Source organism: Pseudovibrio flavus, from assembly GCF_009711345.1.
GTDB classification, from domain to species: domain Bacteria; phylum Pseudomonadota; class Alphaproteobacteria; order Rhizobiales; family Stappiaceae; genus Pseudovibrio; species Pseudovibrio flavus.
The window spans coordinates 194,383-215,064 of the sequence record NZ_SMMA01000062.1 but is presented as its reverse complement, the minus strand read 5'-3'; the positions used below and the strand labels follow the sequence as shown (position 1 = coordinate 215,064).

The 20,682-nt window shown below is 52.5% G+C and carries 21 protein-coding genes; 17 read left to right on the top strand and 4 right to left on the bottom strand.

What is annotated here, in order from left to right:
- Positions 1 to 139 precede the first annotated feature (139 nt).
- From nudC to E1162_RS11410, 4 genes are all read left to right on the top strand, one after another.
- Positions 140 to 1,105: an NAD(+) diphosphatase gene (gene nudC / locus E1162_RS11425; RefSeq protein ID WP_155130786.1), complete on the top strand. Its 966-nt coding sequence runs from the start codon at positions 140 to 142 to the stop codon at positions 1,103 to 1,105.
- Positions 1,106 to 1,140: 35 nt separating this feature from the next.
- On the top strand, positions 1,141 to 1,755 hold the full coding sequence (locus E1162_RS11420) for a histidine phosphatase family protein (RefSeq protein ID WP_155130784.1): 615 nt from the start codon (positions 1,141 to 1,143) through the stop codon (positions 1,753 to 1,755).
- A 71-nt stretch (positions 1,756 to 1,826) separates the two neighbouring features.
- Complete coding sequence (locus E1162_RS11415) at positions 1,827 to 2,537, top strand: sulfate transporter family protein (protein WP_306455033.1); 711 nt, start codon at positions 1,827 to 1,829, stop codon at positions 2,535 to 2,537.
- 13 nt (positions 2,538 to 2,550) lie between these two features.
- Entirely contained in the window at positions 2,551 to 3,027 is a 477-nt protein-coding gene (locus E1162_RS11410) for a GNAT family N-acetyltransferase (RefSeq protein WP_155130782.1), read from the top strand.
- 9 nt (positions 3,028 to 3,036) lie between these two features.
- Here E1162_RS11410 and E1162_RS11405 read toward each other — a convergent pair whose 3' ends face one another.
- Positions 3,037 to 3,741 (bottom strand): aquaporin, encoded by a 705-nt coding sequence (locus E1162_RS11405; protein ID WP_155130780.1) that lies wholly within the window; start codon positions 3,739 to 3,741, stop codon positions 3,037 to 3,039.
- Positions 3,742 to 4,205: 464 nt separating this feature from the next.
- Here E1162_RS11405 and sdhC point away from each other — a divergent pair, with 464 nt between their 5' ends.
- From sdhC to E1162_RS11385, 4 genes are read left to right on the top strand one after another with little or no spacing between them, the layout of a single operon-like run.
- Positions 4,206 to 4,604, top strand: coding sequence for a succinate dehydrogenase, cytochrome b556 subunit (sdhC, locus tag E1162_RS11400; RefSeq protein ID WP_155130778.1), 399 nt, complete (start codon positions 4,206 to 4,208; stop codon positions 4,602 to 4,604).
- Positions 4,605 to 4,615: 11 nt separating this feature from the next.
- Positions 4,616 to 4,999 carry a succinate dehydrogenase, hydrophobic membrane anchor protein gene (gene sdhD, locus E1162_RS11395; protein WP_155130776.1) on the top strand — a complete coding sequence of 128 codons (384 nt, stop codon included), beginning with the start codon at positions 4,616 to 4,618 and terminating at the stop codon, positions 4,997 to 4,999.
- 5 nt (positions 5,000 to 5,004) lie between these two features.
- The gene (gene sdhA, locus E1162_RS11390) at positions 5,005 to 6,870 is read left to right on the top strand and encodes a succinate dehydrogenase flavoprotein subunit (RefSeq protein WP_155130774.1); all 1,866 of its coding nucleotides are present in this window, start codon (positions 5,005 to 5,007) and stop codon (positions 6,868 to 6,870) included.
- A 24-nt stretch (positions 6,871 to 6,894) separates the two neighbouring features.
- Entirely contained in the window at positions 6,895 to 7,677 is a 783-nt protein-coding gene (locus E1162_RS11385) for a succinate dehydrogenase iron-sulfur subunit (protein WP_155130772.1), read from the top strand.
- A gap of 107 nt (positions 7,678 to 7,784) precedes the next feature.
- On the opposite strand, the gene E1162_RS11380 is transcribed toward E1162_RS11385, so the two are convergent.
- Both E1162_RS11380 and E1162_RS11375 read right to left on the bottom strand, forming a co-directional pair.
- A complete protein-coding gene (locus E1162_RS11380; RefSeq protein ID WP_155130770.1) occupies positions 7,785 to 8,531 on the bottom strand; it encodes an outer membrane protein in 747 nt (248 codons plus the stop codon).
- Between the two features lie 188 nt (positions 8,532 to 8,719).
- Positions 8,720 to 9,319, bottom strand: coding sequence for a TetR/AcrR family transcriptional regulator (locus E1162_RS11375; protein ID WP_155130768.1), 600 nt, complete (start codon positions 9,317 to 9,319; stop codon positions 8,720 to 8,722).
- 215 nt (positions 9,320 to 9,534) lie between these two features.
- Here E1162_RS11375 and E1162_RS11370 point away from each other — a divergent pair, with 215 nt between their 5' ends.
- Complete coding sequence (locus tag E1162_RS11370; RefSeq protein WP_155130766.1) at positions 9,535 to 9,894, top strand: carboxymuconolactone decarboxylase family protein; 360 nt, start codon at positions 9,535 to 9,537, stop codon at positions 9,892 to 9,894.
- A gap of 123 nt (positions 9,895 to 10,017) precedes the next feature.
- Positions 10,018 to 10,833, top strand: a complete 816-nt coding sequence (locus E1162_RS11365; RefSeq protein ID WP_155130764.1) for a DNA polymerase beta superfamily protein — start codon at positions 10,018 to 10,020, stop codon at positions 10,831 to 10,833.
- Here the strand turns inward: E1162_RS11365 and E1162_RS11360 are convergent.
- Complete coding sequence (locus E1162_RS11360) at positions 10,830 to 11,207, bottom strand: MAPEG family protein (protein ID WP_155130762.1); 378 nt, start codon at positions 11,205 to 11,207, stop codon at positions 10,830 to 10,832. The genes E1162_RS11365 and E1162_RS11360 overlap by 4 nt on opposite strands.
- Positions 11,208 to 11,524: 317 nt before the next feature.
- On the opposite strand from E1162_RS11360, the gene E1162_RS11355 reads away from it, so the two are divergent.
- The 7 genes from E1162_RS11355 to E1162_RS11325 all read left to right on the top strand — a co-directional run bounded on the left by E1162_RS11355 (position 11,525) and on the right by E1162_RS11325 (position 20,632).
- Positions 11,525 to 11,983, top strand: a complete 459-nt coding sequence (locus E1162_RS11355; protein WP_155130760.1) for an arsenate-mycothiol transferase ArsC — start codon at positions 11,525 to 11,527, stop codon at positions 11,981 to 11,983.
- Positions 11,984 to 12,176: 193 nt separating this feature from the next.
- Positions 12,177 to 12,710, top strand: a complete 534-nt coding sequence (locus tag E1162_RS11350; protein WP_155130758.1) for a protease inhibitor Inh/omp19 family protein — start codon at positions 12,177 to 12,179, stop codon at positions 12,708 to 12,710.
- Positions 12,711 to 12,955: 245 nt separating this feature from the next.
- Complete coding sequence (gene zapE, locus E1162_RS11345; RefSeq protein WP_371311909.1) at positions 12,956 to 14,116, top strand: cell division protein ZapE; 1,161 nt, start codon at positions 12,956 to 12,958, stop codon at positions 14,114 to 14,116.
- Positions 14,117 to 14,300: 184 nt separating this feature from the next.
- Complete coding sequence (gene mdh, locus E1162_RS11340) at positions 14,301 to 15,263, top strand: malate dehydrogenase (RefSeq protein WP_155130756.1); 963 nt, start codon at positions 14,301 to 14,303, stop codon at positions 15,261 to 15,263.
- A 71-nt stretch (positions 15,264 to 15,334) separates the two neighbouring features.
- Entirely contained in the window at positions 15,335 to 16,534 is a 1,200-nt protein-coding gene (sucC, locus tag E1162_RS11335) for an ADP-forming succinate--CoA ligase subunit beta (protein ID WP_155130754.1), read from the top strand.
- Positions 16,534 to 17,448, top strand: a complete 915-nt coding sequence (gene sucD / locus E1162_RS11330; RefSeq protein ID WP_155130752.1) for a succinate--CoA ligase subunit alpha — start codon at positions 16,534 to 16,536, stop codon at positions 17,446 to 17,448. The genes sucC and sucD overlap by 1 nt, the downstream gene beginning before the upstream one ends.
- Positions 17,449 to 17,662: 214 nt before the next feature.
- Positions 17,663 to 20,632, top strand: a complete 2,970-nt coding sequence (locus E1162_RS11325) for a 2-oxoglutarate dehydrogenase E1 component (protein WP_155130750.1) — start codon at positions 17,663 to 17,665, stop codon at positions 20,630 to 20,632.
- The last annotated feature ends 50 nt before the right edge of the window (positions 20,633 to 20,682 follow it).

Genomic DNA, 20,682 nt, shown 5'->3' with positions numbered 1-20,682 from the left:
TGCAAGGCCAACGAAGTGAACTGTGGATGAGGCTGGGGAGAATAACTCACCAAGTCCTACACCTTAGAACGGGGCAAACTTGCAAAACGCCGCGCCCAAGCGTCTAATGGCCCGATTTTTATTTTATAGGTCCTAAGGAATGCTTGCGGAAAATTGGCGAGTAAATGAAGCTTCCCACTGGCTTTGCTATTCGGGAAACAGGCTTGATCGTGTCGCGCCCAAGAGGGCAGATTCGAGCTGGATAGAACAACAAATCAATCGTGATGATGCGCGTTTCATTGTGTTTGTTAGTGGAAGCGTAGTGCTGACGCAAAACGCGGGCGCACCGTGCCCGCTGCTTAGCGCTGAACTGGCCGATAAGCTTCCAGTGCGCCGTGAAGATGCTGTATTTCTTGGCGTTGATCATGAAGATGGAGACACGCCATACTTTGCGCAGTGGTTCACGCTGAAGGCTGATGACCTTAGCGAAGCTATCAGCGAGTTCGGGCCCTTTACCTGCGCAGGCCTTCGGGCAATGGCTTTGACCAAGAGCTACTCCGCCAATACCTACGGCATGCTTGCGCAAGCTGCAGCCTTGAGTAGATGGCATTCAACCCATCCCAAGTGCTCCATTTGCGGTGCAGATACCGAAGTGGATGAAGGCGGCTACCGGCGCAAATGCCCAAGCTGTGAAGCGCTTCATTTTCCGCGCACCGATCCAGCTGTCATCATGCTGATCAGTTATGGCGATGAATGTTTGTTGGGTCGTCCGTACCACCTTGCCGAGAATATGTATTCAACCTTGGCAGGGTTTGTGGAACCGGGCGAAACCATGGAAGATGCCGTAAGGCGAGAAGTTTTTGAAGAAGCTGGCGTTGAAGTGGGGGAGGTTTCCTACGTGGGCAGTCAGCCATGGCCGTTCCCGTCAAACATTATGCTCGGGTTCCGCGGCGTGGCGCGCAGCAAGACACTAAACATTGATTATCAGGAAATGCAGGACTGTCAGTGGTTTACGAAGGAAGAAACAGCGAAAATGCTTGGCGGTATAGCCGAGAGCGGTCTGTTTTGTCCTCCTGACATTTCCATCTCGCATTATCTGATCCGGTCTTTCGTGAACGAAGGATAAGGGTCGATATATGGTCAAATTGCCAAGGAGGGGTTATGGGCAAATGTTATTATCTGACGCATCCAAATGTAGAGATAGATCCGGCAGTGCCCGTTCCCGATTGGGATTTGTCTGATGTCGGCCGACAACGAATGCAAGAAGGTCTGCGCCAATCGTGGCTGATTGACGTGGACCATGTAATTTCCAGCCGCGAGAAAAAAGCCATTGAGACCGGACAGATCATCGCCGGTCATCTTGGTGTTGATATGGAAATTGTAGAAGGGCTTCATGAAAATGACCGCTCCTCAACGGGCTTTGTTCCGCCGGAAAAATTTGAAGAAATCGCAAACGAGTTTTTCGCTCGTCCTGCTGTGAGCGTGCAGGGCTGGGAACGGGCTTTGGATGCACAAACGCGGATTGTGTCTGAGATCAAAAAGGTGTTTGAGGCAATACCGCAGGATGACGTTGTTCTGTTTTCTGGTCACGGCGGCGTCGGTACGCTGCTCAAGTGCCATCTAGCCAATTTGGCGATTTCAAGAGACCATGATGTGCCTGCAGGCGGCGGGTACTGGTTTTGCTTTGATCGCAAAGATCTGGATGCTTGCGCAGCTTCAATAGATGCTCTGCAATGGCATGCCTTCGAGCCTCAGGTTGCTGAGGTAGCAAGCTAAAAACGTGGGTGCCCGAAGGAGAGGTGTTTTGCCTTCGGGCCTTGTTTCCCAAGACAGGCGTGTCTATTTGAATGCCTGTAGGGATTAAAGGGTATTTCGAAACGATGCTGTCACTCGCCATAAAATCATTCAAGCAGGTGTTCGAACCACCATTTCGCGCCATTTTCTGGAAGTCTATCGGGCTTACGCTGGCGCTCTTGGCGGTCATCTGGATTGTGATTCAGGGCTTGTTTGTCAGCTTCGTTACCGTTCCATACCCTTGGCTGGAAACAGCCCTTGGCCTGCTAACCGGCATTGGTGCTTTTATTGGCTTGGGCTTTTTAATTGGTCCGGCCTCGGCCCTATTCGTTGCCTTTTATCAAGATGATATCGCCGAAATTGTTGAAGAGCATGACTACCCGCAGGATGGAAAGGGTAAGGCTCTGCCTGTTATGACATCTCTGCGTATAGCACTGAAATTCGCAGGCGTTGTTATTTTGGGCAACTTACTGGCGTTGTTCCTGCTTTTGATCCCCGGCGTGAATATGGTCGCCTTTTTTGTCGTCAACGGCTATCTGCTGGGGCGGGAATTCTTCGAATTTGCCGCAATGCGCTTTATGCCAATTCCTGACGCGCAGCTCCTGCGTAAACGTCACGGGGCAATGGTCTTCATCGCCGGTTTGATGATTGCAGGCGTTATGGCCATTCCAATTGTGAACCTCATCACCCCGATCTTTGCGACTATTTTGATGGTGCATATATTCAAGCGCTTGAACTACTCCACCGCGGTTCAGTCATCTTAAGGTTGGGGTCTTCATGAGCATTCGCAGTTTTAAGCCAAGCGATACGCCTTGGGCCCATGCGCTTAACCAAGATCACGTCGTAGAGCTTTCATCCCTGACGCCAGAGCAGTTGGAGCATATGGTGGCAGAAGCTGCCTACGCGCAAATCTGCGGTGATACAGACGGCTTCCTCTTGGTTTTCGATGACAGGGCGAACTACAGCAGCCCGAACTTTCTTTGGTTCAAGCAGCGTTATGGCCGGTTCTTTTATATCGACCGTATCGTGGTCTCGCCAGAGGCCCGCGGTAAAGGTGTTGCCAAGGCGCTTTATGATGATCTGTTTGCTTTCGCAAAAGCCAAAGGGGTTGAAAGGGTCGTTTGCGAGGTAAATAGCGATCCGCCTAACCCAGCCTCTGATCAGTTCCACGCAGCGCTCGGCTTTAAACCCGTAGGCACTGCGGAGTTGGAAGGTAAAGGCAAAACAGTTACCTATCTCGCCTTTACGCTTTAGGTGGCGTTGTCAGTCTTCATCCAGACCAAGTAAGCCAGAGCGGAAGAAGAGCCCTGCCAGTCCGCCGCCGATCAAAGGCGCGACGATAAATAGCCATAGCTGCTGCACGGCCAATGGATTGGCTTCCATTCCCACCACTGCAGGACCGATAGAGCGTGCCGGATTGACGGATGTGCCGGTGATGTTGATGCCAAGTAGGTGGATCATCACAAGCGTTAAACCAATAGCGATTCCTGCAAAGTGGTTCGGCGCACCTTTTTGAGTGACACCCAAAATACAAACCAGAAAGACAAAAGTCGCCGTTACCTCAAACAGGAAAGCGGAGGTTTGGTCATATCCGCCAACTGTGTCCGGTCCCCAGCCATTCTGTCCAAGACCGCCATCCCAACCTGAGGCTTTGCCGGAGAGGATGAGGTAGAGCAAAACAGCGGCGAGTAGCGCTCCAATAACCTGCGAGATGACGTAGACGATAAACTCGCCAAACGACATGCGCCCTGCCAGCCAGACGCCAAAACTAACCGCCGGATTGATATGGCAACCGGAAACCGGTCCGATGCCATAGCCCATTGCGACAATGGACAGGCCGAACGCGAAAGCGATTCCCAGTAAGTTGACTGTGGTGATTTCGTCGCCCATTCCGCCAACAACGGCAACGCCGCAGCCGAACAAGACCAACGTGAAAGTTCCAATAAGTTCTGCAAGTGCCTTTTTCATATCCGCCTCATTCTTGTTTTTGTCAGGGCGGCATAGCTACGGCATTGATCAAGCTATGCTTTACAAGGACCTAATGATCCGATCCTTAAGCAATATAGTATTAATTGCGTAGCTTTTGACGATGTTCTTACAATATGCCTAATGACGCAGGTTTTTGAATGCGCTGGGTCATGCTGCCGGCCTTGCTGAAAAAGCCCTTGGAAATTCAGAATCTAAATATTGATGGAAATATTCATATTTAAAAACTGTGCAATAGCACTGTCTCTCTAGACTAATGTTGTAGGCTCTTGGTGCATTAAACAGAAGAAAAAAGAGGTTTTTTAGCTTTAAAGGCGATAAATTAAAGGGAATTGCGTGGGATGCTTTGACGCACTCGTATGATGCGGTTATTACAGTCTCACACAACGCCTTGTTTTATTTACGTATACGTAAACGTAAGGTGGCAGGGAACGGGAGAGAGGTTTATGGCGAACGCTGACACCAGGGCCAAACGGCCGTTATCGCCCCATCTTCAGGTTTACAAGCTTATCCTGACGATGCTGATGTCTATCTTGCACCGCATTACCGGCGGCGCACTTTACTTTGGAACAGTACTAGTCGCTTTCTGGCTTATTGCTGCAGCTTCAGGGCCTGAATGGTTTGCCTTTGTGAACGAGATCTATGGGTCGTTCCTGGGCCGTTTGGTACTCTTTGGCTTCACTTGGGCACTGGTTCACCACATGCTCGGCGGCCTGCGCCACTTCGTATGGGACATGGGCCATGGCTTCGAGTTGGAAACAGCCAACTGGATGGCTAAAGCAACCATCATTGGTTCCGTGAGCATCACGATCGTGCTCTGGATCATTGGTTACATCGTTGGATAGGAGTGATTGATATGTCCGATATGCGCACTCCTCTTAAAAAGGTTCGCGGGCTAGGCTCTGCGAAAGATGGCACACAGCACTTCTGGCGTCAGCGTGTAACAGCCGTTGCAAACGTGTTCCTTATTTCCTTTTTCATTATCCTGCTGATTTCTCTGCAAGGGGCTGACTACGAAACGGTCATTGGCACTTTGGAGAACCCGTTCATTGCCACTTTGATGCTGCTGGTGGTTCTGGTGGGCTGCTACCACATGAAGCTGGGCATGCAGGTGATTATTGAAGACTACATCCATAACGAAGGGCCTAAGCTGCTGCTCATTATGGGTAATATCTTCTTCTCCTCCTTTGTTGCGCTGGCTTCCACCATCGCAATTCTCAAAATCAGCTTCGGAGGCTGAATTCAATGACTGGATCAACCAGCAACGGATCTGCCCCGTCTAAGGGGGGTAAGGCTTACGAGTTCGTCGATCACACTTTTGATGTGGTTGTGGTTGGCGCAGGTGGCGCAGGTTTGCGCGCTACCCTCGGTATGGCCGAACAGGGCTTTAAAACAGCCTGTATTACCAAGGTTTTCCCGACCCGCTCGCACACTGTTGCCGCGCAGGGTGGTATTGCAGCGTCTTTGCAAAACATGACGCCAGACCACTGGCAGTGGCACATGTACGACACTGTTAAAGGCTCTGACTGGCTGGGCGACACCGACGCGATGGAATACCTCGCTCGTGAAGCGCCTGCTGCTGTTTACGAACTGGAGCACTACGGTGTGCCGTTCTCTCGTAACGAGGAAGGCAAAATCTACCAGCGCCCGTTCGGCGGTCACATGCAGAATTTCGGCGACGGCCCTCCAGTACAGCGCACCTGTGCTGCAGCTGACCGTACCGGCCACGCGATTTTGCATACACTCTACGGCCAATCTTTGAAGAACAACGCGGAGTTCTACATCGAGTACTTCGCGCTCGATCTCATCATGTCCGAAGATGGCGTCTGTCAGGGCGTTATCGCTTGGAACCTTGATGACGGCACCATTCACCGCTTCTCCGCCAAGATGGTTGTTCTGGCGACCGGCGGTTATGGCCGTTCCTACTTCTCTGCGACTTCCGCTCACACCTGTACCGGTGACGGCGGCGGCATGATTGCCCGCGCAGGTCTTCCGCTTCAGGATATGGAGTTCGTACAGTTCCACCCAACCGGCATTTACGGTGCAGGCTGTCTGATTACAGAGGGCGCACGCGGTGAAGGTGGTTATCTGGTGAACTCTGAGGGTGAGCGCTTCATGGAGCGTTACGCACCTTCCGCCAAAGACCTTGCGTCCCGCGATGTTGTATCTCGCTGTATGACCATCGAGATCCGTGAAGGTCGCGGTGTTGGCAAGAACAAAGACCACATCTTCCTGCATTTGGATCACCTTGATCCGGATCTGCTTGCAGAGCGCCTTCCGGGTATCTCCGAATCTGCGCGCATCTTTGCTGGCGTTGATGTGACCAAGGAGCCGATTCCGGTTCTGCCAACCGTTCACTACAACATGGGCGGCATTCCAACCAACTATTGGGGCGAAGTGCTGAACCCGACCGAAGAAGATCCGAACGCAATCGCACCGGGTCTCATGGCAGTTGGTGAAGCAGGCTGTGCATCCGTTCATGGTGCGAACCGTCTTGGTTCCAACTCCCTGATCGACCTTGTGGTCTTCGGCCGCGCAGCAGCTATCCGCGCTGGCGAGGTTATTGACCGCGAAGCGCCGGTGCCTACTCCAAACGATGCGTCCTGCCAGAAGATCATGGCTCGCTTTGACAAGCTGCGTTACGCTGACGGCAACACGCCAACGGCACAGCTTCGTGAGAAGATGCAGCGCACCATGCAGGAAGATGCAGCGGTGTTCCGTACGCAGGAAAGCCTTGAACAGGGCTGTCAGCGCATTTCCGCTATCTGGGAAGAGATGAAGGACATCAAGGTTACCGACCGCTCCATGATTTGGAACTCCGATCTGGTCGAAACCCTTGAGCTGGAAAACCTTATGGCGAACGCTATCACCACCGTTTACGGTGCTGAGGCGCGTAAGGAAAGCCGCGGCGCTCACGCTCGTGAAGACTTCAAAGACGGTCCTCTGGATGGTCGCGATGACGAAAACTGGCGTAAGCACACCATCTCCCACCTCTCCGAGGATGGTAAGGTGACATTGAGCTATCGTCCGGTTGTTCTTGATCCGCTTACCAAGCCGGAAGAGGGCGGTATCGATCCTAAGAAAATCGCACCTAAGGCCCGCGTCTACTAAGACGCCTAACCAGGAGTACGTTTAATGGTTCAGCTTACGCTACCTAAAAACTCCCGGATGGGAGAGGGCAAAATCTGGCCCAAGCCGGAAGGCGCAACCAACCTGCGCGAATATCGCATCTATCGTTGGTCTCCGGACGATGGTCGCAACCCGCGCATCGACACCTACTTTGTTGATGCCGATGATTGCGGCCCAATGGTTCTGGACGCGCTTATCTACATCAAGGATAAGATCGACCCGACGCTGACCTTCCGCCGCTCTTGCCGTGAAGGTATCTGCGGCTCGTGCGCGATGAACATCGACGGCACCAACACTTTGGCCTGTACCAAGGGCTCCAATGAGGTGTCTGGTGAGATCGTCAAGATCTACCCACTGCCGCATATGCCGGTGGTGAAGGATCTTGTGCCGGATATGACCCGCTTCTACGCGCAGCACCGCTCTATTGAGCCATGGCTTCAAACAACGTCGCCTCAGCCTGAAAAAGAGTGGCTACAGTCGCACGAAGATCGTCAGAAGCTGGATGGCCTCTACGAGTGTATTCTTTGCGCTTGCTGCTCCACCTCCTGCCCAAGCTACTGGTGGAACGGCGACCGTTACCTCGGCCCTGCTATCCTGCTTCAGGCATACCGCTGGCTTATTGATAGCCGCGATGAGGCAACCGGTAAGCGTCTGGATAATTTGGAAGATCCGTTCCGCCTCTATCGCTGCCACACCATCATGAACTGTTCTCAGGCATGTCCAAAGGGCTTGAACCCTGCAAAGGCCATCGCAGAGATCAAAAAGATGATGGTCGAGCGCCGCGTCTAATCAGGTCTTCTGGTTTAAAAACAAAAAAGCCGCTGTGTTCGGGGGTAGAACACAGCGGCTTTTTCTATTCAGGGCTATTGGAGGGGATAGCCCTGTCAACTTGCAGGTCAGTAGGTGCTTTCATCAAAGTCCGGTGAGTTGAATATGGGGCTGTTGAAGCGATAGGAAATACCAACGCGAACTACATCAGCGTCGAGCTCTTCTCTAAAGCTTGTACCACCAATCTCGAACCGACGGCTGTGATAGTCTACGTGCGCATAATCAAGTCTGAGCGCGAGGTTTTCTGCAACAAGAGCTTCAATGCCAGCGCCTACTGTCCACCCTGTCATCTGCTGCTTGTCCGAGCCTGTACCAAGCATCGGATTTCGTGCGGTAACTTCGGAAGTTGCCACACCTGCGTTCACGTAGGCCATGATGTATTGCCATACGATGCCGAAGCGGGCCTTGGCGGCGAGCATATAATCCGAATCGAGAACTGTTGAGTTTGGCAAAGAGCCACCAAAACCCCAGATGTTGCCTTCGATTTCGGCGCCGATAAATACGTTCCTGTAGACGTAGTTATAGCCAGCAAACAGCCCGCCAATACCACCGTCAAAGCCATTGCGCTCTCTAAAGCGGTCAGACCCTTCCAAGTGGGCATAGGCACCTTGAACACCGATATAGAAGCCATCCCAATTGTAGGTGTCCTCTATGACGATGACTTCTTCATCCTCGTAATAAAACTCTTCATCACCCTCGACGAAGATCTCGACCTCGTCCTCGTAGGTGATGTCTTCAAATTCCTGAGCAAGGGCCGGTGATATTATTGCGACGCTGCCAATTATCGCCGACGCAAACACTACTGCGCGATACATTGGTGTCCCCCGTTTTTTAGGCGTACCGGCTAAACCCGAGCCGGTAGAGCTATGCTTCAGACAGGGAAACTATAGGAAAGCTTGATTGATAAACCATTGATAACGCAGCGTGAAATATAGGGGGCGCGTTGCTGTAAGTGACAATGGCCTAAGTTAAATAAGGGTAGGGTGCATTGTTAAAAGACGCATCAACGTCTCTCAACACCCTTTAACAGTAGGCGAGTGAGCGCTCTATATTCTGCACGAACATCATCCATAGGTGCCTCGATCAGCTCCTCGGCATAGCGATAGCGGGAGGTTGCCGAATGAATCAGCAGAGCGGTCTGTTTGACATCGCGAACCTCAAACTCCTCGGCCATGTTGCCGGAGCGAAGCACGGTTTCAAGAATAGGTCGAATAACCCCAACAACGCGATTGTAGAATTCTGGTCGCCGTTTTTTGATGATCGCAAGGCAGCTCAAAAGCCCCGGATAGCGCTGTAAGAGTTCTGCACACTCGGTTAGCTCACGCAGCAACACGTCCTGCAAACGGGCAGACGCGCTAGCATTTGGGTCAACTGTTGTTTCCAAACGTGCCGCGAGTTTGGCAATCTCGGCGCCAACAACGGCGCAGGCAAGGTCCAGCTTGCTAGGGTAGAAGTTGTAAATGTGCGCCATGGAGATGCCGGAGTGCTCGGCAATCATGGAAACCGCGCTCTTCTCATAACCAACGTGCAGAAACGACCTTTTCCCTGCCTCAAGCAAGTCTGCTGCTCGGCCTTGAACGGTTAGATATTCTGCAATTGACATAAATAAGAGCGCCTTCTGAATAAAACGATTTAAAGTCAGTAATCATAGTGGGCGCTGTAATTCAACCTCGCATTCCGTAGGACACCTTTTTGGGAACTCCGTCTATCTGGCGCTCTTTTACGGGGAGCATGTGACAAGATGACAAGGGCTGAGGGATTGCCAAAGTGTACCGCTAGAGTATTCTATTAGAATTTACTAATATAAAGGAATCTGCAATGTCCGTAACCAATTGGCACGAATTCATCGGTCAGACAGACAAAAGGCTGGCTGAGCTGCGCCCTGAACTGCCGGGTGTAATGAAAGGATTTGGCGAGGTTGCCCGTAGCGCAATTGCGCCGGGTGTTCTGGATTCCAAGACCAAGGAGCTGATCGCTCTAGCCATTGGTATTGCAGCACGTTGTGATGGGTGCTTGGGCTATCATTCCAAGGCAGCGCTTAAGTACGGTGCAACGCGTGAAGAAATTATCGAAACCATAGGTGTTGCAGTTTACATGGGCGGCGGACCATCCCTGATGTACGGCGCTGAAGCTCTGTCAGCTTATGACGAGTTCGCTAAAGACGCCGAGACAGCGTAACCGCAAATATCTGAGGCGGTGGGAAGCTCCGTGTTTCCCCTTGTCCTCTGATTGTGCACCCGCTATTCAATTTATGTTTGAATTACAACGGTGGTACAATTGGACGGAACGCAGCCTCAAGCTATGCAGCGCGATCACGCTACGCGGGAAGAGTTGCGTCGGCGCCTTGCTGCTGTTGAGCAGCGCAAGGGGCTCAAGGTGCTTGCCGCGTCCGATCCCGGCATGCTGCTTGGGGGAGAGAGGGGCGCTGAGAGCTTTGTCTCCGCCCGTTTCATCTTCGTTCGTCCAATCGAAGAGTACCTGACCCTGTTCCCGTCAGATGAAACGGAGCAGGTTGAAGCCTCTCTGGCATGTGAGGCTGTAGGCTGGGACTTGAAGAAGGTTGTTATCGCGACCTTAAACGGCAATCCCAACCCGATTGACTGGGTACGCTGCCGTCCGCAAGTCCACGGTCACCCTCAGTTTCCGGATGCTCTATTGGGATTTGCTCAGGAATTCGGCGATCCGGTACGTACAGCGCAGATTTATCTGAAACAGCTAGAGCGGCACCGGCAACGGTTCGATGGTCGCCCGCTCAAAATCGTTCCCGAAAAACTTCTGATGCTGCTCAAACCGGCGCTGTCTTTGCGCTGGTATTCCCAAAACAAACTCCACGGCTTCCCGCCCGCAGATCTCAAAGGGCTGTTGGAAGAGGTGTTTGTGCGCCCGGTTTTAAGGGCGGAGATGGAAGAGTTGGTAACAGGGCACTACAAGGGCACCCTTCCAGAACAATTGGAGGTGCCCAAGCCGATATTGGAGCTGCTCCTCCAAGAGCTTGAGGCGGGTCCGGCTCTAAAAAGCCGAAGCAAAAGGCCGTTTACGCCAACGATAATGAAGGAAGCGGACCGGTTCTTCCTGAAATGGGCTGTTCAGAACCGCTCCGCCTCAAAAGGTGGTTAGCTCCAAGCCGGACTGGTAAAGATCGCGATAGTCGCGCCCCAGCCTACAAACCAAGCGAGGGAGCGCAGGCCCGGACGATTGGTCCAGTAGACGAAAATATACACGGCGCGAATGCTCAGATAGAGGCCGCAAAGGCTATCAACCCAAGATGGATCGCCGCCGTATCCCAGAGCCACCAAAACCGCTATCGCAAAAAATGGAAAGCTCTCTAGGCTATTGAGCTGCGCCCCCATAGCGCGCTCGGCAAAGCCTTCCTTCCAGAATTCTGGGTTTCGCGGGCGAGCATTGTCATATTTCCTATTAATCTTGGCGGGTACAACAGCCAGAAGCGGTAAAATCGCCGCCACAAGAATAGACCAAACGGCAAAAGGCATGGGGTTCTCCAAAACTCAAAAGTTGCAATTGTCTGTCTCTACGTATGCGGAAAGCCAGTTGGTTTTCATAGTGGTTTGAAAAGGTTTTGTAGCCTATGGACAAGCCAAAATTTCCCCGCCCATGATTTTGGTGTATTCTACCCTAGGGGTAACTTGTGGTTTTCTACATGAAACTACTGGATAAAGGGGGCAATCCATTAAATTGCGCGGTGGCGTGTCATCAGAAGGTCAGCTTCATGATGAATGGTCTAAAGACATGCCATTAAGAGCCCATGTATTTCGAGTTTGAATAATAAAATATTGTTTTGGAGATAAAAATGACGACTGCAAACGTGCTGTTCGTTTGTTCAGATAATGCCTTTTATAGTCCCATCGCAGAGGCATATCTAAATCAAGTCGCACCGGAATTTATTCGTGCGTTTTCCGCCGGACCAATGCCGGGCGGGGAGCTAAGTTCCCTTGCTCGCAAAACCATTTTTAAGTCTGGCCTGTCTGAGGAGGGGCTAGAACCCAAGTCGTGGACGATGTTCGCTCTTCCTCATGCTCCGCAGCCCGATTTTGTGATTTTACTTGAAGATGAGCAGATCCTTCAGCCGTTCCCCAAATGGGCCGATGCGCCAACCGTTTTGGCGTGGGCCGGCTCATTAGATCTCGAGCGCCCGAAAACTATGAAGGATGCAGAAGCTGCGTTCGAACGCATCAAGAAAGCGATAGACGAAGCGCTTCTAAGTCGGACTTTTGTCGCAAAAGACGAAGAATTGCGTGCCGTAGGGTAAAAAATTCTAGCGAAACTACGCAAAATCAAACCTATAAGAGCATCGTATATACCTAAAAACCATGGGTTTCAGTGGGAAACCCGTGTTTTTTTGTGCTCTGTTCTTTCCCTGTTTACGTTTTAGGGGCAACTTTGCGGAGAGTAAGTTTTAGATGGGTTGATGCAGCCCGATTGAAGGCAGGGAAAAAATTGCCATGAATCGCAGCTTGACGATCGCACTGGTATCCGTTTTGGCCATTTCCACCATGGCCTGCCAGCGCACCACCTACACCCGCAGTTATGTCTCTCCGCTTCCGGCAACGCCGACACAGCCAATCGCTGGCCAGTCTTTGGCGCCGATTGATCAAGGTCAGCCGGGCGCTGGTCAGGGCGAGATTGTTAGCCAGCCACTGGATGGTTCTGCAAACTCGCAGTTGGCTTCTGCTTCTGCAACCCAGCCATCTCCGGGCACCGTTGATCGTACGGACCTGCTCGGCGGCTGGAACGTTTCTTCTGGCGCTGACAGCTGTAAGCTGTTCATGACGCTCACCACTTGGAGCGGCGGCTACCGCGCTAACACCCGTGGTTGTTCCAACGAGAACCTGTCTCGCATCGCAGCGTGGGATCTGAACGGCTCTCAGGTTGTTCTTAAAGACGCAGCTGGTGGCAACGTGGCGACTTTGAATGGTGCAGGCGGCCAGTTTAACGGCGCGACCACTTCAGGTGAAGGTATCTCCTTCGCACGCTAACGCGGCAAATATGTCGATTTATAGAGAGCAAGGCTGTTGAGCTTTGCTCTCTTTTTTTACCCGATTTCCCAATTGACCTAAGGTCCAACGCTAGGCAATAGGTCGAATGGCGTTGGTAAAGCAGCAAAAATTACCTTGTTCTCACCGTATAACTCGGTATCGAGAATAAAGAGCTTGGAATTCCAGAGGCTTATTCCAAGCTTCAACGCTGACGGTACTGCAAGAAGGTCTGGAGCACGATCTAAGTGAGCGAAGCAATCCCAATCACGTCCACCGTTTTGGGGCGTTATCAATCCATGGTGCAGCTCGGAGAAATCGAGTCTGATCCCGCTCAGCTAGTATCGGTAAAAAGGCTGGATCGCCTGAATGAGCGTCTTGCCGAAACCCGTATGGCATCAAAGAAAAGCGCTCTGGGCTGGCTATTTAGCAAACGCAAGTCTGCAACAGAGCCGGTGACGGGCCTTTATATCTGGGGTGAGGTTGGGCGTGGTAAAACCATGCTTATGGATCTCTTCTTTGATGTTGCTGTAGAACCGCGCAAACGCCGCTCTCATTTTCATGAGTTTATGGCAGAGACCCATGAGCGCATTAAGGGCGCACGGGCCAAAATCGCCTCTGGTGAGTTAAAGGGCAGCGATCCGATCCTTCCGGTGGCTGAAGATATTGCCAAAGATGTACGCTTGCTGTGCTTTGATGAATTCAGCGTAACCGACATTGCGGACGCAATGCTTCTCGGCCGCCTGTTCACCAAGCTTTTCGAGCATGGTGTTGTTGTCGTGGCCACTTCCAACGTGGAGCCGGACAATCTTTACAAGGACGGACTTAACCGAAACCACATCCTTCCTTTCATCAAGCTATTGAAAGAGAAAGTGGAAGTTGTTCGCCTCGATTCGAGAACTGACTTCCGGTTGGAAAAACTGGCAGGTAGCGAGCTCTACATCACGCCTCTTGGCCCAGAGGCCGATTCGACCATGGAGCAAATCTGGCGCAGCCTAACCCGTGGAATGGCTCCTCATGCTGAGACGCTACATAATATGGGGCGCAATATTCCGGTAAATCGCACTTGCTCCGGTGCTGCGTGGTTTACGTTTACGGAACTATGCGTCGAGCCGCTTGCCGCTTCCGATTATTTGCGCATTGGCCATGCCTATCACACCATATTCCTAAGCGATGTTCCGGTTCTTGAGGCGAGAAAACGCAACGAAGCAAAGCGCTTTATCAACCTGATAGATGCCCTTTACGATAACGGCAACCGATTGGTGATCTCAGCGGAAAAAGAACCGCAAGATCTGTATGTTGCGTCAAGTGGAACAGAGGCTTTCGAGTTTGATAGAACGTCTTCGCGCCTAATAGAGATGCGTTCGGTAGACTATCTAAATGCTCATGCAGAGGACAATTCTGAATAATATTCGGTTTATTCAGAATTTCGATTTACGACTAAATTATTAATTCTCCGAAAAATTTGGAATTTTTTCAAATTATCATCGATTCAAAGCTCATTAGACTTGCACGAATGCGCAAAAACCGGTACGCCTGCGACAAATAGGCCGTTTTAATACGACTTAGTTTACGTTAACGGGAGCAGTTTGCATGGCACGGAACAAGATCGCGCTCATCGGTTCGGGGCAAATCGGTGGTACTCTGGCGCACCTCGCAGGTCTTAAAGAACTTGGTGACATCGTCCTATTCGACATTGCTGAGGGTACACCTCAGGGTAAAGCACTCGACATTGCCGAGTCCGCGCCTGTCGACGGTTTCGACTCCAACCTCTCCGGTGCCAACACCTACGAACAGATCGAAGGTGCAGACGTTGTTATCGTAACAGCTGGTGTTCCGCGTAAGCCGGGCATGAGCCGTGACGACCTGCTGGAAATCAACCTCAAGGTTATGGAGCAGGTAGGCGCTGGTATTAAGAAGTACGCGCCAAACGCATTTGTTATCTGCATCACCAACCCGCTGGACGCGATGGTTTGGGCTCTGCAGAAATTCTCCGGTCTGCCAACCAACAAGGTTGTCGGCATGGCTGGTGTTCTGGATAGCGCTCGCTTCCGTCACTTCCTCGCAGACGAGTTCAAAGTCTCCGTTGAAGACGTAACCGCATTCGTTCTGGGTGGTCATGGCGATACCATGGTTCCGCTGACCCGCTACTCCACCGTTGCAGGTATCCCGCTTACCGATCTCGTGAAGATGGGCTGGCTGACTGCAGAGCGTCTGGAAGAAATCGTTCAGCGTACACGTGACGGCGGCGCAGAGATCGTTGGTCTGCTCAAGACCGGTTCTGCTTTCTACGCACCAGCATCCTCCGCAATCGCAATGGCAGAAAGCTACCTGAAAGACAAAAAGCGCGTGCTTCCATGTGCAGCTTACCTTTCCGGTCAGTACGGTCAGAAAGACATGTACGTTGGCGTACCATGCGTGATCGGTGAAAACGGTATTGAACGCGTTATCGAAATCGAGCTGAACAGCGACGAACGCGCAATGTTCGAAAAGTCCGTAAGCTCGGTAGATGGCTTGGTGAAGGCTTGTAAGAAGATTCAGCCAGCACTCGGCTAATCTGAACGCACTGACTTCAAGAGGGGTCAGCACCCTGCCGTGTTGACCCACCCTCAAATACAGGCAGACAAATGAATATTCATGAATATCAGGCAAAGGCAGTACTAAAAGAGTACGGTGCTCCAGTTGCCGAAGGTGTTGCGATTTTTTCCGCGGATGAAGCTGAAGCTGCCGCAAAAAGCCTTCCAGGCCCACTTTGGGTCGTTAAGTCCCAGATCCACGCCGGTGGCCGTGGTAAAGGCAAGTTTAAAGAGCTTCCAGCTGAATCAAAGGGCGGTGTTCGCCTCGCGTTCAACCTTGATGAAGTGACCTCCCACGCTAAAGAAATGCTCGGCAACACTCTGGTTACCGCGCAGACTGGCGATGCAGGCAAAGTTGTAAACCGCCTCTACATCGAAGACGGTGCAGATATCGAGCGTGAGCTCTATCTCTCTCTTCTGGTAGACCGTACATGCGGTCAGGTTGCTTTCGTAGCATCCACCGAAGGCGGTATGGACATCGAAGAAGTTGCCCATAACACCCCGGAAAAAATTCTCACTCTGCCAATCGATCCAATGGCAGGTGTAACGGAAGAAAAAGCAGCAGCTCTTTGCGACACACTGGAACTGACCGGTGCAGCGCGCGAAGATGGTATGAAGCTCTTCCCGATCCTCTACAAAGCGTTCGTTGAAAAAGACATGGCGCTGCTGGAGATCAACCCGCTCATCGTCATGAAAGACGGTCACCTGCGCGTTCTCGACGCCAAGGTTTCCTTCGATGGCAACGCTCTGTTCCGTCACGACGACATTGTTGCCCTGCGCGACAAGACCGAAGAAGACGAAAAAGAGATCGAAGCATCCAAGTACGATCTGGCCTACGTTGCTCTTGACGGCAATATCGGCTGCATGGTGAACGGCGCTGGTCTTGCTATGGCGACCATGGACATCATCAAGCTGTACGGCGCAGAGCCTGCAAACTTCCTTGATGTTGGCGGCGGCGCGACCAAAGAAAAAGTGACCGCAGCGTTCAAGATCATCACCTCTGACCCTAACGTTAAGGGTATCCTCGTCAACATCTTCGGCGGCATCATGCGCTGTGATGTTATCGCTGAAGGTGTGCTGGCAGCAGTTAAAGAAGTTGGCCTTTCCGTACCGCTCGTCGTTCGCCTTGAAGGCACTAACGTTGAGCTGGGTAAGAAGATCATCAACGAAAGCGGCATGAACGTAATTCCAGCCGACGACCTTGATGACGCAGCTCAGAAGATCGTAGCTGCTGTGAAGGAGGCCGGATAATGTCTATTCTCGTCAACAAAGACACTAAGGTTATCGTTCAGGGTCTGACCGGTAAAACAGGTACCTTCCACACCGAGCAGGCGCTGGCGTACTACGGCACCCAAATGGTTGCTGGTGTTCACCCTAAAAAGGGCGGCACCGAGTGGACCGGTAATGTTGCTGGTGAAGAAAAGTCTGTTCCAATCTTTGCTTCTGTAAAAGAAGCAAAGGAAGCAACCGGCGCAAACGCTTCTGTTGTGTACGTTCCGCCAGCAGGCGCAGCGGCTGCAATCATCGAAGCGATTGATGCGGAAATCCCGTTCATCGTTTGCATCACCGAAGGTATTCCGGTTCAGGATATGGTGAAGGTTAAGGCGCGTCTCGACGCTTCTAACTCCCGCCTGCTTGGCCCGAACTGCCCGGGTGTTCTGACCCCTGAAGAATGCAAGATCGGTATCATGCCGGGCTCCATCTTCAAGAAGGGCTCTGTCGGCATCGTTTCCCGCTCCGGTACGCTGACTTATGAAGCAGTGTTCCAGACCACACAGGAAGGCCTTGGCCAGTCCACGGCAGTTGGTATTGGCGGCGACCCTGTTAAGGGCACCGAGTTCATCGACATGCTCGACATGTTCCTTGATGACCCTGAAACCGAATCCATCATCATGATTGGTGAAATCGGCGGTTCTGCTGAAGAAGAAGCAGCCGAGTGGATTCAGGAACAGGCGAAAAAGGGCCGCAGAAAGCCGATGGTTGGCTTCATCGCAGGTCGTACAGCCCCTCCGGGCCGCACAATGGGTCACGCAGGTGCTGTGATCTCCGGCGGTAAGGGCGGCGCTGAAGACAAGATTGCTGCTATGGAAGCTGCGGGCATCCGCGTGTCTCCTTCGCCGGCAAAGCTTGGCAAGACCCTTGTGGAACTGCTCGAAACGGTTTGATGCAATGGTTTACGCCCCTAACTCTCTAGAAACTACTAGGGGCGTACACTGACAAAAAAATAGGCACGCCTGCGCGTTGCCGGTGTGCCTATTCAAAAAGGGAGAGGCACTGCGTTCTTGGGAACAAAAGTGCCAAATGCAGGATAAGGGCTGAGCCACAAAGGCGAGTGCCCACAATGGAAGCAGGGTGGACTAAAAATCCGCTTTGGAAAATATGGCACGGCAGGACGCGAACAATATTGCTGCGCTGACGTCGTTTTTGTACGGCGGCAACGCTTCCTATATTGAAGAGCTGTACGCTCAATATCAGGAAAACCCACGGTCACTGGATCCAGAGTGGCAGGACTTTTTCTCCTCTCTGCACGACAATCCCGCAGATGTAATCAAAGAGGCTCGCGGAGCTTCTTGGAAACGCGCTGACTGGCCGGTTCCGGCCAATGGTGAACTGGTTTCCGCTCTCGATGGTGACTGGCCTTCCGAACAAGCTGTTAAGGAAAAGGTCAAGGCCAACGCAGAGAAGAAAGGCATCGACCTTTCCGAGCAGGACGTTCTGCAAGCAACGCGAGACAGTGTGCGCGCATTGATGATGATCCGCGCTTACCGTATGCGCGGCCACTTGCACGCAGATCTTGATCCGCTCCGTCTTGCTATTCCGGGAGACCATGAAGAGTTGCATCCGGCAACCTATGGCTTCTCCGAGGAAGACTGGGACCGCAAGATTTTCCTCGACAACGTTCTGGGCATGGAATCTGCCACAATTCGGCAGATGCTGGAGATCCTTAAGCGGACCTACTGCTCCACCCTCGGCGTCGAGTTCATGCACATTTCCGATCCCGCTGCGAAGTCCTGGATTCAGGAACGCATCGAAGGGCCGGACAAGCACGTTGCCTTTACCCCGCAGGGTAAAAAAGCAATCCTGAACAAGCTCGTAGAAGCTGAAGGCTTCGAAAAGTTCCTTGATGTTAAGTACACCGGTACTAAGCGTTTCGGTCTTGATGGTGGTGAAGCGCTGATCCCTGCGCTGGAACAGATCATCAAGCGCGGCGGTGCACTGGGCGTTCAGGAAATCGTGCTGGGTATGGCCCACCGTGGCCGCCTCAACGTTCTGTCTCAAGTGATGGGCAAACCGCACCGCGCAATTTTCCATGAGTTCAAGGGCGGTTCTTTCGCTCCTGACGAAGTGGAAGGTTCTGGTGACGTTAAGTACCACTTGGGTGCATCTTCCGACCGTACATTTGATGGTAACGACGTTCACCTGTCCCTGACTGCGAACCCGTCTCACCTTGAAATCGTGAATCCGGTTGTTCTGGGTAAGGTACGCGCAAAGCAGGACCAGCTGGCTCACTGGGTAGAAACCACCGAAGTTCCGCGTGAACCGGTTCTGCCATTGTTGCTGCATGGTGATGCTGCGTTTGCAGGTCAGGGTGTTGTTGCTGAGTGTTTCGGTTTGTCCGCGCTGCGCGGTCACCGCACCGGTGGTTCCATCCACTTCATCATTAACAACCAGATTGGCTTTACCACCAATCCACGTTTCTCTCGCTCCTCGCCGTATCCATCCGATGCTGCAAAGGTGATTGAAGCGCCGATCTTCCACGTAAACGGTGATGATCCGGAAGCAGTAACGTACGCTGCCAAGATCGCTATCGAATTCCGTCAGAAGTTCGGTCGTCCGGTGGTGATCGATATGATCTGTTACCGCCGCTTCGGCCACAACGAAGGCGACGAGCCTGCGTTCACCCAGCCGATCATGTACCGTAAGATCCGAAAGCACGAAACCACGCTGCAGATCTACGCTGACAAGCTTGTCAAAGAAGGCCTCATTTCTGCTGAGGAAGTCGATAAGGCCAAGGCTGACTGGCGTTCCCATCTCGACCGCGAGTTCGAGACCGGTAACACCTATAAGCCGAACAAGGCTGACTGGCTTGATGGCAAGTGGTCCGGCATGAAAGTGGCGAAAGAGGCAGACGAGCCGCGTCGCGGTTCAACCGGCCTTACTGACGCCAAGCTGGAAGAATACGGCCAGAAGCTTTCCTTCGTACCGTCCGACTTCAACGCCCACCGTACCATCCGCCGCTTTATGGATAACCGCGGCAAGATGATTGCATCCGGCGGCGGAGTTGATTGGGCAATGGGTGAAGCGCTTGCGTTTGCCGCCCTGCTTGATGAAGGCCATGCTGTTCGCCTGTCCGGTCAGGACTGTGAACGCGGTACCTTCTCTCAGCGCCACTCGGTTCTGTACGATCAGGAAAACGAAAACCGTTACATCCCGCTGAACCACATTCGTGAAGGGCAGGCCCGTTACGAAGTGATCAACTCCATGCTCTCTGAAGAAGCAGTGCTTGGTTTTGAATACGGCTACTCGCTGGCAGAGCCAAATGCTCTGACTATGTGGGAAGCGCAGTTCGGTGACTTCGCAAACGGCGCTCAGGTTCTGTTCGACCAGTTCATCTCTTCTGGTGAGCGTAAGTGGCTGCGTATGTCCGGTCTGGTTTGCCTTCTGCCGCACGGCTACGAAGGGCAGGGACCGGAACACTCCTCCGCCCGTCTGGAGCGTTACCTCCAGATGTGTGCAGAGGACAACATGCAGGTTGCCAACTGTACAACACCAGCGAACTACTTCCACATTCTGCGCCGCCAGCTCAAGCGTGACATTCGTAAGCCGCTTGTTCTGATGACGCCGAAGTCACTGCTGCGCCACAAGCGCGCTGTGTCTTCGCTGGAAGAGTTTAACGCAAACAGCAGCTTCCACCGTCTGCTGCATGATGATGCGGAGTCTAAGCCAGGTTCCACCGTTGCGCTCAAGTCTGACGACAAGATCCGCCGCGTGATCCTGTGTTCCGGTAAAGTCTATTACGACCTGCTGGAAGAGCGTGAAAAGCGCGGCATCGACGATGTTTACATCCTGCGTGTTGAACAGCTCTACCCGTTCCCTACCAAGTCCCTTTGCGTTGAAATGAAGCGCTTCAAAAATGCGGACGTGGTGTGGTGTCAGGAAGAGCCGAAGAACATGGGTGCATGGTTCTTCGTGCAGGAATACATTGAATGGGTGCTGGAGCATGTAGAGGCAAAAGTTCGTCGCCCGCGTTACGTGGGCCGCCCTGCCGCTGCTGCAACCGCAACCGGTCTGATGTCTAAGCATCTGGCTCAGCTGCAAGCCTTCTTGGATGACGCGTTCTCTTCGTGAGGATGCGTCTACCGAACCTGATTACAAACGGCCCTTTGGTCATTTAACGA

Excerpts from the sequence above, each read along its gene's own strand:
- nudC (WP_155130786.1), top strand. The coding sequence starts at position 140 with ATGCTTGCGGAAAATTGGCGAGTAAATGAAGCTTCCCACTGGCTTTGC.
- E1162_RS11420 (WP_155130784.1), top strand. The coding sequence starts at position 1,141 with ATGGGCAAATGTTATTATCTGACGCATCCAAATGTAGAGATAGATCCG.
- E1162_RS11415 (WP_306455033.1), top strand. The coding sequence starts at position 1,827 with ATGCCTGTAGGGATTAAAGGGTATTTCGAAACGATGCTGTCACTCGCC.
- E1162_RS11410 (WP_155130782.1), top strand. The coding sequence starts at position 2,551 with ATGAGCATTCGCAGTTTTAAGCCAAGCGATACGCCTTGGGCCCATGCG.
- E1162_RS11405 (WP_155130780.1), bottom strand. The coding sequence starts at position 3,741 with ATGAAAAAGGCACTTGCAGAACTTATTGGAACTTTCACGTTGGTCTTG.
- sdhC (WP_155130778.1), top strand. The coding sequence starts at position 4,206 with ATGGCGAACGCTGACACCAGGGCCAAACGGCCGTTATCGCCCCATCTT.
- sdhD (WP_155130776.1), top strand. The coding sequence starts at position 4,616 with ATGTCCGATATGCGCACTCCTCTTAAAAAGGTTCGCGGGCTAGGCTCT.
- sdhA (WP_155130774.1), top strand. The coding sequence starts at position 5,005 with ATGACTGGATCAACCAGCAACGGATCTGCCCCGTCTAAGGGGGGTAAG.
- E1162_RS11385 (WP_155130772.1), top strand. The coding sequence starts at position 6,895 with ATGGTTCAGCTTACGCTACCTAAAAACTCCCGGATGGGAGAGGGCAAA.
- E1162_RS11380 (WP_155130770.1), bottom strand. The coding sequence starts at position 8,531 with ATGTATCGCGCAGTAGTGTTTGCGTCGGCGATAATTGGCAGCGTCGCA.
- E1162_RS11375 (WP_155130768.1), bottom strand. The coding sequence starts at position 9,319 with ATGTCAATTGCAGAATATCTAACCGTTCAAGGCCGAGCAGCAGACTTG.
- E1162_RS11370 (WP_155130766.1), top strand. The coding sequence starts at position 9,535 with ATGTCCGTAACCAATTGGCACGAATTCATCGGTCAGACAGACAAAAGG.
- E1162_RS11365 (WP_155130764.1), top strand. The coding sequence starts at position 10,018 with ATGCAGCGCGATCACGCTACGCGGGAAGAGTTGCGTCGGCGCCTTGCT.
- E1162_RS11360 (WP_155130762.1), bottom strand. The coding sequence starts at position 11,207 with ATGCCTTTTGCCGTTTGGTCTATTCTTGTGGCGGCGATTTTACCGCTT.
- E1162_RS11355 (WP_155130760.1), top strand. The coding sequence starts at position 11,525 with ATGACGACTGCAAACGTGCTGTTCGTTTGTTCAGATAATGCCTTTTAT.
- E1162_RS11350 (WP_155130758.1), top strand. The coding sequence starts at position 12,177 with ATGAATCGCAGCTTGACGATCGCACTGGTATCCGTTTTGGCCATTTCC.
- mdh (WP_155130756.1), top strand. The coding sequence starts at position 14,301 with ATGGCACGGAACAAGATCGCGCTCATCGGTTCGGGGCAAATCGGTGGT.
- sucC (WP_155130754.1), top strand. The coding sequence starts at position 15,335 with ATGAATATTCATGAATATCAGGCAAAGGCAGTACTAAAAGAGTACGGT.
- sucD (WP_155130752.1), top strand. The coding sequence starts at position 16,534 with ATGTCTATTCTCGTCAACAAAGACACTAAGGTTATCGTTCAGGGTCTG.
- E1162_RS11325 (WP_155130750.1), top strand. The coding sequence starts at position 17,663 with ATGGCACGGCAGGACGCGAACAATATTGCTGCGCTGACGTCGTTTTTG.